The organism is Kordiimonas marina, from assembly GCF_023006325.1.
Lineage (GTDB): Bacteria > Pseudomonadota > Alphaproteobacteria > Sphingomonadales > Kordiimonadaceae > Kordiimonas > Kordiimonas marina.
The window spans coordinates 28,017-41,515 of sequence record NZ_JAINDF010000001.1; the positions used below are offsets into that span (position 1 = coordinate 28,017).

Annotated in this window: 13 protein-coding genes; 2 read left to right on the top strand and 11 right to left on the bottom strand. The window is 60.1% G+C overall.

Annotated elements, in window-relative coordinates; genetic code table 11:
* Positions 1-13: 13 nt before the first annotated feature.
* Complete coding sequence (locus K6118_RS00160; RefSeq protein ID WP_247118098.1) at positions 14-1,813, bottom strand: acetolactate synthase 3 large subunit; 1,800 nt, start codon at positions 1,811-1,813, stop codon at positions 14-16.
* A 260-nt stretch (positions 1,814-2,073) separates the two neighbouring features.
* Positions 2,074-3,018 (bottom strand): tRNA (adenosine(37)-N6)-dimethylallyltransferase MiaA, encoded by a 945-nt coding sequence (miaA, locus tag K6118_RS00165; RefSeq protein ID WP_247118099.1) that lies wholly within the window; start codon positions 3,016-3,018, stop codon positions 2,074-2,076.
* 38 nt (positions 3,019-3,056) lie between these two features.
* Here miaA and serB point away from each other — a divergent pair, with 38 nt between their 5' ends.
* Positions 3,057-3,941, top strand: a complete 885-nt coding sequence (gene serB, locus K6118_RS00170; RefSeq protein ID WP_247118100.1) for a phosphoserine phosphatase SerB — start codon at positions 3,057-3,059, stop codon at positions 3,939-3,941.
* A 91-nt stretch (positions 3,942-4,032) separates the two neighbouring features.
* Here serB and K6118_RS00175 read toward each other — a convergent pair whose 3' ends face one another.
* The 4 genes from K6118_RS00175 to hflK are packed head-to-tail and all read right to left on the bottom strand — an operon-like array spanning position 4,033 to position 7,778.
* Complete coding sequence (locus K6118_RS00175; RefSeq protein WP_247118101.1) at positions 4,033-5,565, bottom strand: DegQ family serine endoprotease; 1,533 nt, start codon at positions 5,563-5,565, stop codon at positions 4,033-4,035.
* Between the two features lie 56 nt (positions 5,566-5,621).
* Positions 5,622-5,816 carry a DUF2065 domain-containing protein gene (locus tag K6118_RS17450; RefSeq protein ID WP_343269708.1) on the bottom strand — a complete coding sequence of 65 codons (195 nt, stop codon included), beginning with the start codon at positions 5,814-5,816 and terminating at the stop codon, positions 5,622-5,624.
* A 6-nt stretch (positions 5,817-5,822) separates the two neighbouring features.
* Entirely contained in the window at positions 5,823-6,698 is an 876-nt protein-coding gene (gene hflC, locus K6118_RS00180) for a protease modulator HflC (protein WP_247118102.1), read from the bottom strand.
* Between the two features lie 3 nt (positions 6,699-6,701).
* Positions 6,702-7,778 carry an FtsH protease activity modulator HflK gene (gene hflK / locus K6118_RS00185; protein ID WP_247118103.1) on the bottom strand — a complete coding sequence of 359 codons (1,077 nt, stop codon included), beginning with the start codon at positions 7,776-7,778 and terminating at the stop codon, positions 6,702-6,704.
* A gap of 148 nt (positions 7,779-7,926) precedes the next feature.
* Between hflK and K6118_RS00190 the strand changes: the two genes are divergently transcribed.
* Positions 7,927-9,021: an Mrp/NBP35 family ATP-binding protein gene (locus tag K6118_RS00190; RefSeq protein ID WP_247118104.1), complete on the top strand. Its 1,095-nt coding sequence runs from the start codon at positions 7,927-7,929 to the stop codon at positions 9,019-9,021.
* Positions 9,022-9,024: 3 nt separating this feature from the next.
* Here the strand turns inward: K6118_RS00190 and K6118_RS00195 are convergent, their stop codons facing one another.
* From K6118_RS00195 to K6118_RS00215, 5 genes are all read right to left on the bottom strand, one after another.
* Positions 9,025-9,507 (bottom strand): dihydrofolate reductase, encoded by a 483-nt coding sequence (locus K6118_RS00195; RefSeq protein ID WP_247118105.1) that lies wholly within the window; start codon positions 9,505-9,507, stop codon positions 9,025-9,027.
* A gap of 23 nt (positions 9,508-9,530) precedes the next feature.
* Entirely contained in the window at positions 9,531-11,423 is a 1,893-nt protein-coding gene (locus tag K6118_RS00200) for an ATP-binding protein (protein WP_247118106.1), read from the bottom strand.
* A 27-nt stretch (positions 11,424-11,450) separates the two neighbouring features.
* The gene (locus K6118_RS00205; RefSeq protein ID WP_247118107.1) at positions 11,451-12,245 is read right to left on the bottom strand and encodes a thymidylate synthase; all 795 of its coding nucleotides are present in this window, start codon (positions 12,243-12,245) and stop codon (positions 11,451-11,453) included.
* Between the two features lie 154 nt (positions 12,246-12,399).
* Positions 12,400-12,738: a zinc ribbon domain-containing protein YjdM gene (locus K6118_RS00210; RefSeq protein ID WP_247118108.1), complete on the bottom strand. Its 339-nt coding sequence runs from the start codon at positions 12,736-12,738 to the stop codon at positions 12,400-12,402.
* A 146-nt stretch (positions 12,739-12,884) separates the two neighbouring features.
* Positions 12,885-13,487 carry a hypothetical protein gene (locus K6118_RS00215; RefSeq protein WP_247118109.1) on the bottom strand — a complete coding sequence of 201 codons (603 nt, stop codon included), beginning with the start codon at positions 13,485-13,487 and terminating at the stop codon, positions 12,885-12,887.
* Positions 13,488-13,499 lie beyond the last annotated feature (12 nt).

Sequence of the window (13,499 nt, forward strand, 5' to 3'; positions counted from 1 at the left end):
CTAGCTTCCAAGGTTAAACCACAGCCAAGGCTTCGTCATCTTTTGGTTTGCCCACCACGTCACCGGGGAGCAGCATTTCATTGTGCGCGGCACCGGCCGGCACCATCGGGAAACAATTCTCGATCTTGGCGACGCGGCAATCCATGATGACCGGGCCGTCATGGTCGATCATTTCCTGGATCGCAGCATCGAGCTTGGCCGGGTCCTCGACGTGCATTCCCTTAATGCCGTAGGCTTCGGCGAGCTTGACGAAATCGGGCAAAGTTTCCGAATAGCTTTCCGACCGGCGGCCGTCATAGGTCAGGTCCTGCCACTGGCGCACCATGCCCATATATTCGTTGTTCATGATGAACACCTTCACCGGCAGCTTATATTGGGCGATGGTGCCCAGCTCCTGCAGGTTCATCTGGAACGAGGCCTCGCCGGAGACATCGATCACCAGCCGGTCCGGGTGCGCGATCTGCGCGCCGACGGCAGCCGGCAGGCCGTAGCCCATGGTGCCGAGGCCACCAGAAGTCAGCCAGCGGTTGGGCTTGTCGAAGCCGAGGAACTGAGCCGCCCACATCTGGTGCTGGCCCACTTCGGTGGAAATGATCGGGTCCTTGTCCTTGACGAGCGCAAACAGCCGCTCGAGCGACTTTTGCGGCATGATCACTTCGGTGCTGTCCTCATAGGCCAGGCAATCCTTGGTGCGCCAATGTTCGATCTGCTGCCACCAGGTATCCAGGGACGGCTGCCCCTGCCCCAGTTTTTCCTCGTGCCAGATGGCGACAAGCTGCGCGAGCGCGTTGCAGGCATCGCCGATCACCGGCAGGTCAACCGCGACATTCTTGTTGATCGACGACAGGTCGATATCGACCTGGATTTTCTTCGAGCCGGGCGAGAAGGCATCGATACGGCCGGTCACCCGGTCATCGAAGCGTGCGCCGATCGCCAGCATGACGTCGCAGTCGTGCATGGCATGGTTTGCTTCCCACGTGCCGTGCATCCCCAGCATGCCCAGGAACTGTTTGTCACTGGCCGGATAAGCGCCCAGGCCCATCAGCGTGCTGGTGACTGGAATGCCGGTGATGCGGGCAAATTCGGTCAACAGGTCGGAGGCTTCCGGCCCGGCATTGATGACGCCGCCGCCCGAATAGATGATCGGGCGTTCGGCCGCGGCCAGCAGGCGCGCGGCTTCGCGGATCGCCTTATCGTCACAGTGAACCTGCGGCCGGTAGGTGCGGTGTTCGCGCTGGCCCGGCATGACGTAAGGCGCCTTCTCGATCTGAACATCCTTCGGCAGGTCGACAACCACGGGGCCCGGACGGCCATTGGTGGCGACATAGAAAGCCTCGGAAATGATCTTCGGCAGGTCGGACGTTTCCTTGACCAGATAGTTATGCTTGGTGCAGGGCCGCGTGATGCCGACGGTGTCGGCCTCCTGGAAGGCGTCATTGCCGATCAGGTGGCGGGCAACCTGGCCCGTGAGGCAAACGACCGGGATCGAATCCAGCATGGCGTCGGTGAGGCCGGTAACGGCATTGGTGGCACCGGGGCCTGAGGTTACCAGCACAACGCCGGGCTTGCCGGTCGCGCGCGCGTAGCCTTCGGCGGCATGAACCGCGGCCTGCTCGTGGCGCACCAGGATGTGGCGGATGCCGTCCTGCTTGAAAATCTCGTCATAGATGGGGAGAACCGCGCCGCCCGGGTAGCCAAACACCACCTCGACACCTAGCTCGGTCAGCGCGCGGATAATCATTGCGGCGCCGGAAAGGATCGGCGGTGCGGCGGCTGCCTCGCTTGCGCGGGCCTTGGTCTCAGTTGCGGTCATCGTTCTCGTGTCCACTCAAATTGTTCTTACCAGCATCTTCCCCCGTTATGGCGGAAGCTACTCCATACAGTCCCCCCCCGGGGTCCGGACCGCGTCGCCCTGGGGCATTGCGCGGGGCCGATAATAGTTGGGGGCGCTACAGGAGCGCCCCCAGGGGGTGGGTCTCGTCACAGTTTGGAACCAACTTGGGCTGGAGGTTCCGGCATCGGCACCTGGGCTGGCATGGCGCCGATAGGGCCAAATTATTGTACGAAAATTTCTCAGTCAATAAGTTTTTTGATCTTTTTATTCAAAAAATCCCGGTACTGGCTTTCCGAAAGTTGCGCAGATACACGATCCCAGGCGCCAAACTGGTTCCTGAACCAGGTGAGCTGACGCTTGGCAAAGCGCCGGGTTTGCATCTTGGCGTCCTCGACCGCGCCCTCCAGGCTGACCTCGCCCTGGAGGTAGGCCATCAGGCTCGGCACCCCGAGCGCGCGCATGACCGGCAGGCTGACATCAAGGTTCCGCGCCATCAGCGCCTTCACCTCGTCAAGGCCGCCCTCCCCCAGCATCAGGTCGAAGCGGCGATTGCAGCGGTCATAGAGAACGTCGCGGGGTGGGTCGATCACCAGCTTGATCAGCCCGCCCGCTTCCTCAAGCGGTTTCAGGGGGCCGGGGCGCGTGTCCTTGTGCCAGACGCTGAGCGGCGTGCCGGTGGCTTTATAAACCTCGAGCGCGCGTGAGATACGCTGGCTGTCCCCCGGGGCAAGCCGGTCGGCGGTGACCGGGTCCACGGTCCTCAGTTCGGCGTGCAGCACCTCGCTGCCCTCGGCGTCGCAGCGCGCGCGCACGTCCGCGCGGATGTCCTCCGGGATTTCGGGGATTTCGGCGATGCCGTCCAGGAGCACCTTGAAATACATGCCCGTACCCCCAACTACGATGGGCGTGAGGCCCTCAGCCCACGCGGCTTCGATCTCCGCCATGGCGCGTTCGGCCCAGAAGGCGGCGGAACAGACCTCGGTCGCATCCATGAAGCCGTAAAGCTTGTGCGGGGCCTTGGCTTCGTCTTCCTCGCTCGGCCGGGCGGTGATGACGCGGAGGTCCCGATAGACCTGCATACTGTCGGCATTGATGATGACGCCGTTCGTGTCAGCCGCGAGCCTCAGCGACAAAGCCGACTTGCCGCTCGCTGTCGGACCTGCAATAAGAATGGCAGTTTTCAAACCCGTCGCCTTTTGTGCGCATGTTGGAAGTTCGTCCTATGAATATGGTGCTGACCCTGATCGTCAACCCCCAGAATAGCGAAGCGCTGAAAAGCGCGGAGGAAAAGGCGCGTGTGGCGCTGCCTGCGCTCGGCCCCACGCATGAGCTGGCGCCCGGTGAAGCGGTCGACATGACCTATGCGGGCGACGCGGCGGAGGCCCGCGAAAAACTGGCAAGCGCACTTGAGGGCATGCCGGTCGATTGGGCGCTACAGGAAGCGCACGGCCGCAAGAAGAAGCTGTTCCTCGCCGATATGGATTCGACCATGATCACGGTTGAATGCATCGACGAGCTGGCTGACTTCGCGGGCATCAAGGAGCATGTCGCCAAGATCACCGAGGCCGCCATGCGCGGCGAGCTGGATTTCGAAGGCGCGCTTACCGAACGGGTAGCACTCCTGAAGGGCCTGCCGCTTGAGACGCTGGCCCGCTGTTATAACGAGCGGATCGAGATCATGTCCGGCGCGCGCACGCTGGTGCGGACCATGAAGGCTGCAGGCGCCCGTGCCGTGCTCGTCTCCGGCGGTTTCACCTATTTCACCGAGAAGGTCGCGGCAGAGATCGGCTTCGACATGCACCGCGCCAACGTGCTGTTAACCAGCGGGGACGCGCTTGCGGGCACCGTGCAGATGCCGATCTGCGGCGCCCACACCAAGCTGGACACGCTGAAGGAACAGGCTGACGCGCTCGGCTACACGCACACGGATGTGCTGGCGGTCGGCGACGGCGCCAACGATATCCCGATGATCCAGGCCGCGGGCCTCGGTGTCGCCTACCACGCCAAGCCGAAAACCGCGGCGGCCGCGCAGGTGGCGGTCAACCATAATGACCTGACCGCGCTTCTGTACCTGCAGGGCTACAGCAAGGACGAGTTCGTCTCCTGACGCTTCGTCCCACGGGCACAACCAGCATTCCCATGCAAAAAGGGCCGGTGAAAACCGGCCCTTTTCTTTTGTCTTGGCGGTGAAGCCCGGCTTATTTCCGGCGCTTCATCAGCTTGTCTTCTTCTGCCTTGCTCATCAGCTTCAGCGGAATATGCACGGTGTTACCGCGGGCATTGACCAGAAGCAGGACACGCTCCCGCTTTTCATCGCGGGCTTTGTTGATCTGCTTAACCACATCCGACGGGTTCGAAACCTTATGCTGGTTGACCCGAAGGATAACGGTCCCCGGACGCATGCCTGCGAAGTAAGCAGGACAGCCCGGCGCGGTGCGCAGGATAACAACACCATCGACACCATCATCAAGGTTATAGCGGCGGCGCATATCGTCATTGAGCGGCGCCAGTTCCATGCCCTGGACAAGCTCACGGTCAGCACGGTAGCCATCGTTCGGTCCGCCGTCTTCGCGGTCACGGCCTTCGGCTTCCGCCAGTTGCTCGCCTTTGAGCTCACCGGTGGTGACATTGATTTTCTGGTGCTTGCCGTCACGGATGATGTCAACCACAACAGGCTTGCCGATTTCGGTCCGCTTGACCAGACGGCTGAGGCCTGCGCTGTCGTCAACTTCCTTGCCGTCCCAGGTGACGATGATGTCGCCCTGATGCAGACCAGCTTTTGCGGCCGGGCTGTCATCCTGTACGTTGCCGATGATCGCACCCTTATGGGTATCGAGGCCGAGCGATTCGGCGATTTCCGGGGTCACGCCCTGGATACCGACACCGAGCCAGCCGCGGCGAACCTTGCCGTATTTCATCAGCTCTTTCATCACGCGGGATGCATCGTTGGACGGGATCGAGAAACCGATACCGACGTTGCCGCCCGACGGCGAGAAGATGGCCGAGTTCACGCCGATGACTTCACCCTTCATGTTGAAGAGCGGACCACCGGAGTTACCACGGTTGATCGGAGCATCGGTCTGGATGAATTCAACATCACCCGAATTGTTGATCGCACGGTTGCGGGCCGACACGATACCGGCAGTCACAGAACCGCCGAGGCCGAACGGGTTGCCGATGGCAATAACCCAGTCACCGATGCGTTCCTTGTCGGAATCGCCCCACGGCACGAAGGGCAGCTTTGTACCATCTTTCGGCGTGATCTTGAGAACGGCGATGTCCGACAGGGCATCCTTGCCGAGAACCTTGGCGGCATATTTGGTGCCGTCAACGGTGATCACACTGATTTCGTCGGCGTCTTCAACCACGTGATTGTTGGTAATCACGATACCCGAAGGGTCGACAATGAAGCCTGAACCAAGCGAGCGAGCCTGACGCGGTTCGTCATCTTCGCGGCCACGGAACTGATCCCACAGGTCGCCAAACGGCAGGCCTTCAGGCATCTGTGCACGATCGCTCTTGGATTCACGGATGGTTTGGATGGTGGAGATATTCACCACAGCCGGCGAAAGTTTTTCCACGAGGTCGGCAAAACTGTCCGGCGCGCCACGGGCTGCCGCCGGCTTCACCATGATCATGGCGGCTGCCAGTATGGCAAATCCCATCATCATGGTCCGCCAGAAGGCCGCCGTCTTCCGTCCATCAATCATTTTTGTCAAGTTGGTGCTCAAGGCACTTACTCCTTCGATTATTATTCTCTGCGTTGGCCGCACAGCTGACGCACAAATCACGGTTTGTTTACCAGCCAAACCATCGCAACACCAATTGCCGCCAGGGTCAACCCTAGCCACCGAAGCTTTGCGACAGGTTGTTCCAGCATTGCGATAAGGTGCCGCCTGATGCTGTCCGGAATAAGAGCATAGGCCGCGCCCTCAATAAAGAGAGCGAGGCCTAGCCCTGTCAGTAGAAGAGTCCAATTCATGGAAGCTTAACGCTTGGCCTTCTCGTCCCCATTCTTGAACAGCTTGAGGAAATCGCTGTCCGGTGACAAGACCAAAGTGGTGTTGTCCTTGTTCAGCGCTTTCTTGTAGGCCTGCAGAGTACGATAGAATTCGAAGAAGTCTTCGTCCTTGCCGAACGCCTGGGCGAAGATTTTCACCGCCTGCGCATCGGCCTGACCACGGATGATCTGGGCTTTACGGCCGGCATCGGCGTTCAGTTCAGCGGCATTACGGTCCGCCATAGCCTTGATCTTCACGGCATCCCGCTGACCAACAGCACGCTTCTCAGTGGCTTCCCGCTTACGTTCTGTTTCCATCCGGGCGAAGATCGCCTGGCTGTTCGCTTTCGGAAGATCAACGCGCTTCAGGCGAACATCGACCACTTCAAGGCCAAAGCTTTTGGCTTTGTCGTTGGTGATGTCACGGATGCGCTGCATCAGCTCCGCCCGCTGGCCAGAGACGATATTTTGCATCGTCTCCTTGGCGAGCACTTCCCGGACCGTTGATTCCATCGCGTTTTCCAGAAGGCTGGCAGCACCGGTTTCAGTCCGGGCGGCTTGATAGCGCTTAAGCGGATCAACGATGCGGTAACGGGCAAAGCTATCGACGACAAGACGCCGCTGATCGCTGGCAAGGACTTCCTGCGGACGGATATCCAGGCTCATGATCCGCTTCTCAAGGGTGATCACCTGCTCCATGAAAGGAATTTTCACATGCAGGCCTGCCTCGGTGACTGTCCGTTTCGGGTCACCGAATTTCACGACGAGAGCCTGTTCACCTTCTTTAACAACATAGAGACTGCTCAGGCCCGTGAAGGCGAGAACGGCGAGAAGCACAAGGCCAATCAGGGTTTTAGTATTCATGACTTATTTCCCCCCGCTTTGCGTTTTGAGCAAATCACCGACCGGCAGGTAGGTCACGGTCCCACCCTTGGCATCCAGAATAACCTTGTGCATCCCTGAAAGAACGTCTTCCATGGTTTCCAGATACAGGCGTTTCTTGGTGACATCCTTTGCCAGGGCATACTGGGCGTAGACATCCTTGAAACGGGCAGCTTCACCTTCGGCACGGGCAATGGTTTGTGCTTTATAAGCTTCAGCCTGCTGGATGGTTTTCTCAGCGTTACCTTCAGCTTCGTTCACAACCTTGTTCCGGTAGGCTTCCGCCTCGTTCCGGAAACGTTGCTGGTCGGCTTCAGCCCGCTGAACATCAAGGAAGGCATCCTTCACTTCTGCGGGAGCTTCAGCTTCCAGGATCTGGACACGGATGACTTCAACGCCGGCTTGATAGCTATCGAGCGTCTGCTGGATCAATGCACGGGCATCTGTCTGCAGCCGGTCCCGGCCCTTGGTAATGATCGGCACGATGTTTGTCTCGCCAACCAATTCCCGCATGACACTTTCCGAAACAGCCTTAACTGTTTGCTCTGGCCGCTTGATCTTGAACAGATACTGGCCCAGGTCCTTGATTTTCCAGACCACGTTGAAGCGGACATCAACAATATTCTCGTCCGCCGTCAGCATCAGGCTTTCATCCGGACGTGCTGAAGAACGGATTCCCCGGCGATCTTCGGACTCACGGCTGCCGATCAGCGTTTGCTGTTCATCGGTCACACCGCGTACTTCGGCGGACTCGATCGGATACGGCAGGTGCCAGTGCAGGCCCGGCGCGGACGATTCGATCCATTTACCGAAAAGGAGAACGACACCTTGTTCGTTGGTCCCGACCCGGTAGATACCGCTTGCGAGCCACAGCATGAACGCCACGAGGAGCATGATCACGACACCGCCGCCGCCACCGGGCAGCGCCTTGCGGATCTGTTCCTGTCCTTTACGGATGATATCGTCGATTTGCGGGGGTTCGCCGCCACCGCCGCCACCGCGACGCGGGCCGGAGCCCCATGGGTTCGGGCGGTCACCGTCACCGTTATTTTGCCAAGGCATACTTGTCTCCCCTGTGGTGCGGCCTGAACAGCCGCCTTGCCAGCCTAACGTGAATAGAAAGGCCGTGTCTTGCTTTGCTATATATGGTAGGCACCGCGTGGCTGCAACGGCACCAGCCCAAATTAGTTGAATTAAGAGGCTTTCTCCCATGTCCGACACGCTTAAACAGGCTGTTTTCAACCGGCTCAAGGAAATCACGCTGTCCCCTGGCCCCGACGGGCAGGATATTGTGGCCGCCGGGATTGTCAGCGCCGTGATCGCTGATGGCGGACAGGTGGGCATCGTGCTGGATTTCGGCACCCAGGCGCCGCCGAACCGGGAAGACCTGCGCGCTTTCGTCGAACGTGCGGCCCTGGAAGTGGACGGCGTTGAAGCCGCCAATGTGGTTGTCACCGCCTCACGGCCCGCGAGCGCCAAGCCGCAACCGCCGAAGATGGAAACACCGAAAATGGAAGGCGCACACAAGGCGCCGCCGACCCCGGTCGAGATTCCCGGCGTGAAGCACATTATCGCGGTAGCAAGCGGCAAGGGCGGCGTCGGCAAATCGACGACCAGCATCAACCTCGCGCTCGCGCTTCAGGCGCAGGGCTTGAAGGTGGGTGTGCTGGACGCCGATATTTTCGGCCCCAGCCTGCCGATGCTGGTGGGCACGGACGAGCGCCCCGAAATCAAAGACAAGATCATCCAGCCGCTGATGGCCTATGGCCTCAAGGTCATGTCGGTCGGCTTCCTGATCGATGTCGACCAGCCGGTGGTGTGGCGCGGTCCCCGCGTGATGGGCGCGACCCAACAGCTTCTCAAGGATGTGGCGTGGGGGCCTTTGGACGTTCTGGTGGTCGATATGCCGCCGGGCACCGGCGACGTACAGCTGACCATGGTGCAGCAGGCGCCGCTTTCGGGCGCCGTGATTGTCTCCACCCCGCAGGACCTGGCGCTGATTGACGCGCGCAAGGGCCTCGCCATGTTCCAGAAAGTGAATGTGCCGATCCTCGGCATTATCGAGAATATGAGCAGCTTCGTCTGCCCGCACTGCGGCGGCGAAGCCCATATCTTCGGCCATGGCGGCGCGGAAGAGGTGGCGAAAAAGCTCGGCCAGCCGTTCCTCGGCGGTATCCCGCTGCATATGAGCGTGCGCGAACATGCCGATGCCGGCACACCGATTGTGGCCGCGGAGCCGGACAGCCCGATCTCCGCCGCCTACCGTGAGATTGCCGGAAAAATCGCTGAAAGCCTGAAGGTCTGAGCCTTAAACCCGGACGTAGCTGACGAACGCGTAAGCGGGCTTGTCGTCTTCGGCCGGGAAGGCCTCACGACTTTCCTCCCGCCACTCAGACGCGACGATTTCCGGGAAGAAAGCATCGCCATCGACCGTGAGCGCCACTTCGGTGACCTCAAGCCGGTCAGCCACATCCATCGCCTGGGTGTAAATCTCACCGCCGCCGACGATCATGACATCGCCCTCACCCGCCAGCGCCATGGCATCCTGAAGGCTGTAGGCAACCTCGACGCCGTCTGCCGACCAATCCTTGTTGCGGGTCACCACAATGGTGCGGCGCCCCGGCAGCGGACGGCCGATCGACTGGAAGGTCTTGCGGCCCATGATCATGGCCTTGCCCATGGTCACCGCCTTGAAATGCTTGAGGTCAGCCGGCAAGCGCCACGGCAGGTCGCCGTTCTTCCCGATTGCCCTGTTTTCCGCCATTGCGACAACGAGGATTACAGCCATCATAAAACTCCAAAACCGGATCTGGATCAGATCATCATATCGTCTACATCCTCGGCATCCGCCGGTTCAAGCGGCAGATGCGCACGGATGGTGGTGCCCACGTCCGGGATGCTGCGCACGCTGATCTTGCCGTGCATCCGGTCGACCAGTTCGCGGCAGATGGCGAGCCCGAGCCCCACACCGCCATGACGGCGGGAGAGCGAGGGGTCCACCTGGGTGAAGCGGTCGAACAGCGTGCTTTGCTTGTCCTCGGGGATGCCGATACCGGTATCCTGCACCTCCAGCACCCAGCCGGCTTGGCCGTTCGCGAAAGGTTTCGGCAGCAAGCGGATGACAACAGACCCCTTGTTGGTAAACTTGATCGCATTCGAAGCCAGGTTGATCATGATCTGCCGGAGCCGAAGCTCATCCCCCCAGATATGGCTCGGCATCGCCTCCGCCACCTCGGCCTTGAACTCGATCCCCTTATCCTCCGCCTGCTGCCCCAGAAGCGTCAGCACACGGTCCACCAGCGCCCGGGTATCGACCACCTTGCGTTCGATATTGATCTTGCCGGCCTCAAGCTTGGCGAGGTCGAGGATATCGTTGATCAGGCTAAGGAGGTGTGAGCCGCTGGTGTGGATATCGACAGCATATTCCACATAGCGGGCATCGCCCAGGTCCCCGAGCGGCTGCTCCCGGAGAAGCTGGGAAAAGCCGAGAATGGCATTCAGCGGGGTCCTCAGTTCATGGCTCATGGTCGCGAGGAATTCGGATTTCGCACGGTTCGCGGTTTCCGCGGACTGGCGCGCCTCCTCGACATCCTTGTTGAGGTTCTGCAGGAGCTTATAATGCTCCTCCAGTTCCTCATGCGCTTCCTTGAGCGCACGGGTGCGGCGGTTGACGATCTCGACCACCCGCTTCGCCCGCTCGGACTGTGACCAGACGATAAAGAGCACAAGGCCGGTCAGCAGCAGGCACACGCTGGCGGTGATGACCGCCGGGCCATAATCCACCCTGAATGCGCGCAAGGGCGCCCAGGGCGTCAGGTCCCAGACCTGCGGGCCGAGCTGAAGTTTCTCATGGATCTGCCAAATGGCCTGGTTCTTGGGAAGCGGCTGGTTGTCTACCTCCGTCCCTTGGTGACGGATGCTGAAGCCCTCGGATATCTTGCCCTGGTTCCAGCTGCTTCGCACTTGCAGGTTCAGGCTGGAAAGGCTGTGCGTCTCGGCGATCGAGCGCATGACAGCGCCCATATCGACAATCTGGACAATCACGGCCCGCCGCGGCCCCTCGCGCGTGACAATCGGCGTCGCGATCATCACATTCCCCGGGCTGGGGGCAATATCATGGCCAAGCATCGGAAGGGGGATTGCCGCCGGTTTATTGGTGGCCATAACTTCATCCAGGAAGCTGTGGACCGCGGGCCAGGCACCAATGTTCAGCCCGGTCCAGGCTGTCTCATTTTGTTTGTCCGGCGCCCAGACATAGAAAAGATAATAGCCGATATCGGTATCTTTCGCCGGGGACGTCACGCCGACCGGCTCATGCGCATGATAGGGTTCGCTGTCGCGGGTGCGCGCCACCTGTTCCAACAGGCCGATCCTGCCATGCGGTACCGGGGCGACAATGGCGACAAGGCGGCGGTTTTGGTGCAGGATTGAGGTGGCATCGACAATGCTTGAAAACCCGGCCCGGGTCATATGATCGGAGGCGTAATAATAGCGGTTAAGGTCCCCCGCCATGGTGATGCCGGTCTTGAAGGTGCCGGAAATACGGTCGGTATAAAGTTCCGCAGCCGATTCAAAGCGCGCCATGGCTTCCGACTGGGCGGAATGCACAGCCTCACGCGTCGCCGACCAGGTAAGCCCAAGGCCGATGACAAGCACGAATATTAAAAGCGCCAACTGGCGTAAATCGACGTCGCCTTCCCGCGGCACAAATCCCCCCTTTGGTCCTGCCGAGCGTTAGACCGCTACAGCCCCCTTGATGTGCGCATGTGCCTGATAATTGTCTATGCGAATGTCATCATATGTAAAGGCAAACAAATCGTCGACCGCCGGATTGAGCCACAGCGTGGGCAGCTTGAGCGGCTCCCGCGTGAGCTGGAGGTCGGCCTGTTCGATATGGTTGCTGTAGAGATGCGCGTCGCCCAGCGTATGGACGAAATCCCCCACCTCAAGGCCGCATACCTGCGCCATCATGTGGGTCAACAGCGCATAGGAAGCGATGTTGAAGGGCACGCCCAGGAAGACGTCGGCGCTGCGCTGATAAAGCTGGCAGCTAAGCTTGCCGTCCGCGACATAGAACTGGAACAGGCAGTGGCACGGCGGCAACGCCATATTGTCGACATCGGCCACATTCCAGGCCGACACGATCAGGCGGCGGCTGTTCGGATTGGTCTTGATCTGGTTGATGACATTCGTGATCTGGTCGATGGTGCCGCCGTCCGGCGTCGGCCAGCTGCGCCACTGGTGGCCGTATACGGGCCCGAGGTCGCCATTTTCATCGGCCCATTCGTCCCAGATGGAAACGCCGTTTTCCTTGAGATACCGGATGTTGGTGTCACCGGTGATGAACCACAGAAGCTCATGAATGATCGAGCGCAGGTGCAGCTTTTTCGTGGTAACGAGCGGAAAGCCGTCGGCAAGATTGAAGCGCATCTGGTGGCCGAACACACTGTAGGTGCCCGTCCCCGTACGGTCGCCCTTGAAGACGCCTTCTTCCCGGATACGTGCCACGAGATCAAGATATTGCCGCATGAACGCGCTGCCCCCCCTTACCAAGCTGATACAGTCAAAATCTATAGGGCCTGGCACGGCCTGAGGCAATAGCCACATACCCGGCTGCGGCCAATCACGCGCACAAAAAAGGGCCGCAAAAAGCGACCCTTCCGGTTCAGGCCCTTACGGCGCCTTATACTTTCTTGACGAATTCCGACTTGAGGCTCATCGGGCCGATACCGTCAATCTTGCAATCAATGTCATGGTCACCATCCACCAGGCGGATATTCTTGACCTTGGTGCCGACCTTGACGGTGGTGGACGAGCCTTTGACCTTAAGGTCCTTGATTACCGTAATGGTGTCACCGTCCGAGAGAATATTGCCAACAGCGTCGCGGATTTCTTTCTCATCCGAGCCCAGGGCTTCGGTGCCCGGCGCCCACTCATGGCCACATTCGGGACAGATCAGCATGATGCCGTCCTCATAGGTGTATGGGGACTGGCATTTCGGGCAGGGCGGCAGGTCGCTCATGGGAATTCCTTTCAGCTTTCGCCGCCATATAATGTTTTAAACATCAAAATTCAAAGAAATAATTATAAAATAGCCCGATAATCTAGCAAAAGAACCCAGCCCCCGGCGCAAGTAACGCCGGGGTCATAGGTTTCAGGCAAAGCCTGTCAGTGGACGGCAGCCGCACCCGCGGGTCCATGCAGGTGCACATCGCGCCCGGCGTGACGCCTGAGAATATCGAGGGCACGCTGCTCCTGACCCCGGCTACCGGTCCTGACCCACAGAAGCAGGCCACCCCAGGATTTTTCCTTGCGCGCCCGGTCCTTCATCCGGGTAGCGTGCCGGTAAGCAATCAACCCGCCGCCAAGCGCCCCGATGACGCCGAGCCCGGACACCAGCACAACAGCCTGCCACGGCTCCATGCCATGGGCTGTCGCAAGCCCCGTCCCCGCGAGCAACAGGATATAGATCGGGGCAAAGACCGTCACCATCAGCGCGGTCGACCGGCTATTCCTGTCGATATAGGGTTCACGCGGGACGCGGGAATCGTCCTCAAGTTCCGCAACACTCCTGATGCTGCGGCGCAGGGTGGATTCGATTTCTTCCGGGGATACGGGCCGCGAGATGGCAGCGTTCGAAAAGCCGTGGCTTTCCAGGTCATCCACTGCTTCCTGCAGGTCCTGTTCGGTATCGAAAAGGGCAACCGCTTCACGGTAATTACCGCGCGGGCCGGTTACATCCCTCCATTCCCAGTGTTCCTTGTCTGCCATGGTCTATCTCCC

What these genes read in the sequence shown, in the direction of transcription:
- K6118_RS00160 (WP_247118098.1), bottom strand. Translation starts at nt 1,813, where the DNA reads ATGACCGCAACTGAGACCAAGGCCCGCGCAAGCGAGGCAGCCGCCGCA.
- serB (WP_247118100.1), top strand. Translation starts at nt 3,057, where the DNA reads ATGAATATGGTGCTGACCCTGATCGTCAACCCCCAGAATAGCGAAGCG.
- K6118_RS17450 (WP_343269708.1), bottom strand. Translation starts at nt 5,816, where the DNA reads ATGAATTGGACTCTTCTACTGACAGGGCTAGGCCTCGCTCTCTTTATT.
- hflC (WP_247118102.1), bottom strand. Translation starts at nt 6,698, where the DNA reads ATGAATACTAAAACCCTGATTGGCCTTGTGCTTCTCGCCGTTCTCGCC.
- hflK (WP_247118103.1), bottom strand. Translation starts at nt 7,778, where the DNA reads ATGCCTTGGCAAAATAACGGTGACGGTGACCGCCCGAACCCATGGGGC.
- K6118_RS00190 (WP_247118104.1), top strand. Translation starts at nt 7,927, where the DNA reads ATGTCCGACACGCTTAAACAGGCTGTTTTCAACCGGCTCAAGGAAATC.
- K6118_RS00195 (WP_247118105.1), bottom strand. Translation starts at nt 9,507, where the DNA reads ATGATGGCTGTAATCCTCGTTGTCGCAATGGCGGAAAACAGGGCAATC.
- K6118_RS00205 (WP_247118107.1), bottom strand. Translation starts at nt 12,245, where the DNA reads ATGCGGCAATATCTTGATCTCGTGGCACGTATCCGGGAAGAAGGCGTC.
- K6118_RS00210 (WP_247118108.1), bottom strand. Translation starts at nt 12,738, where the DNA reads ATGAGCGACCTGCCGCCCTGCCCGAAATGCCAGTCCCCATACACCTAT.
- K6118_RS00215 (WP_247118109.1), bottom strand. Translation starts at nt 13,487, where the DNA reads ATGGCAGACAAGGAACACTGGGAATGGAGGGATGTAACCGGCCCGCGC.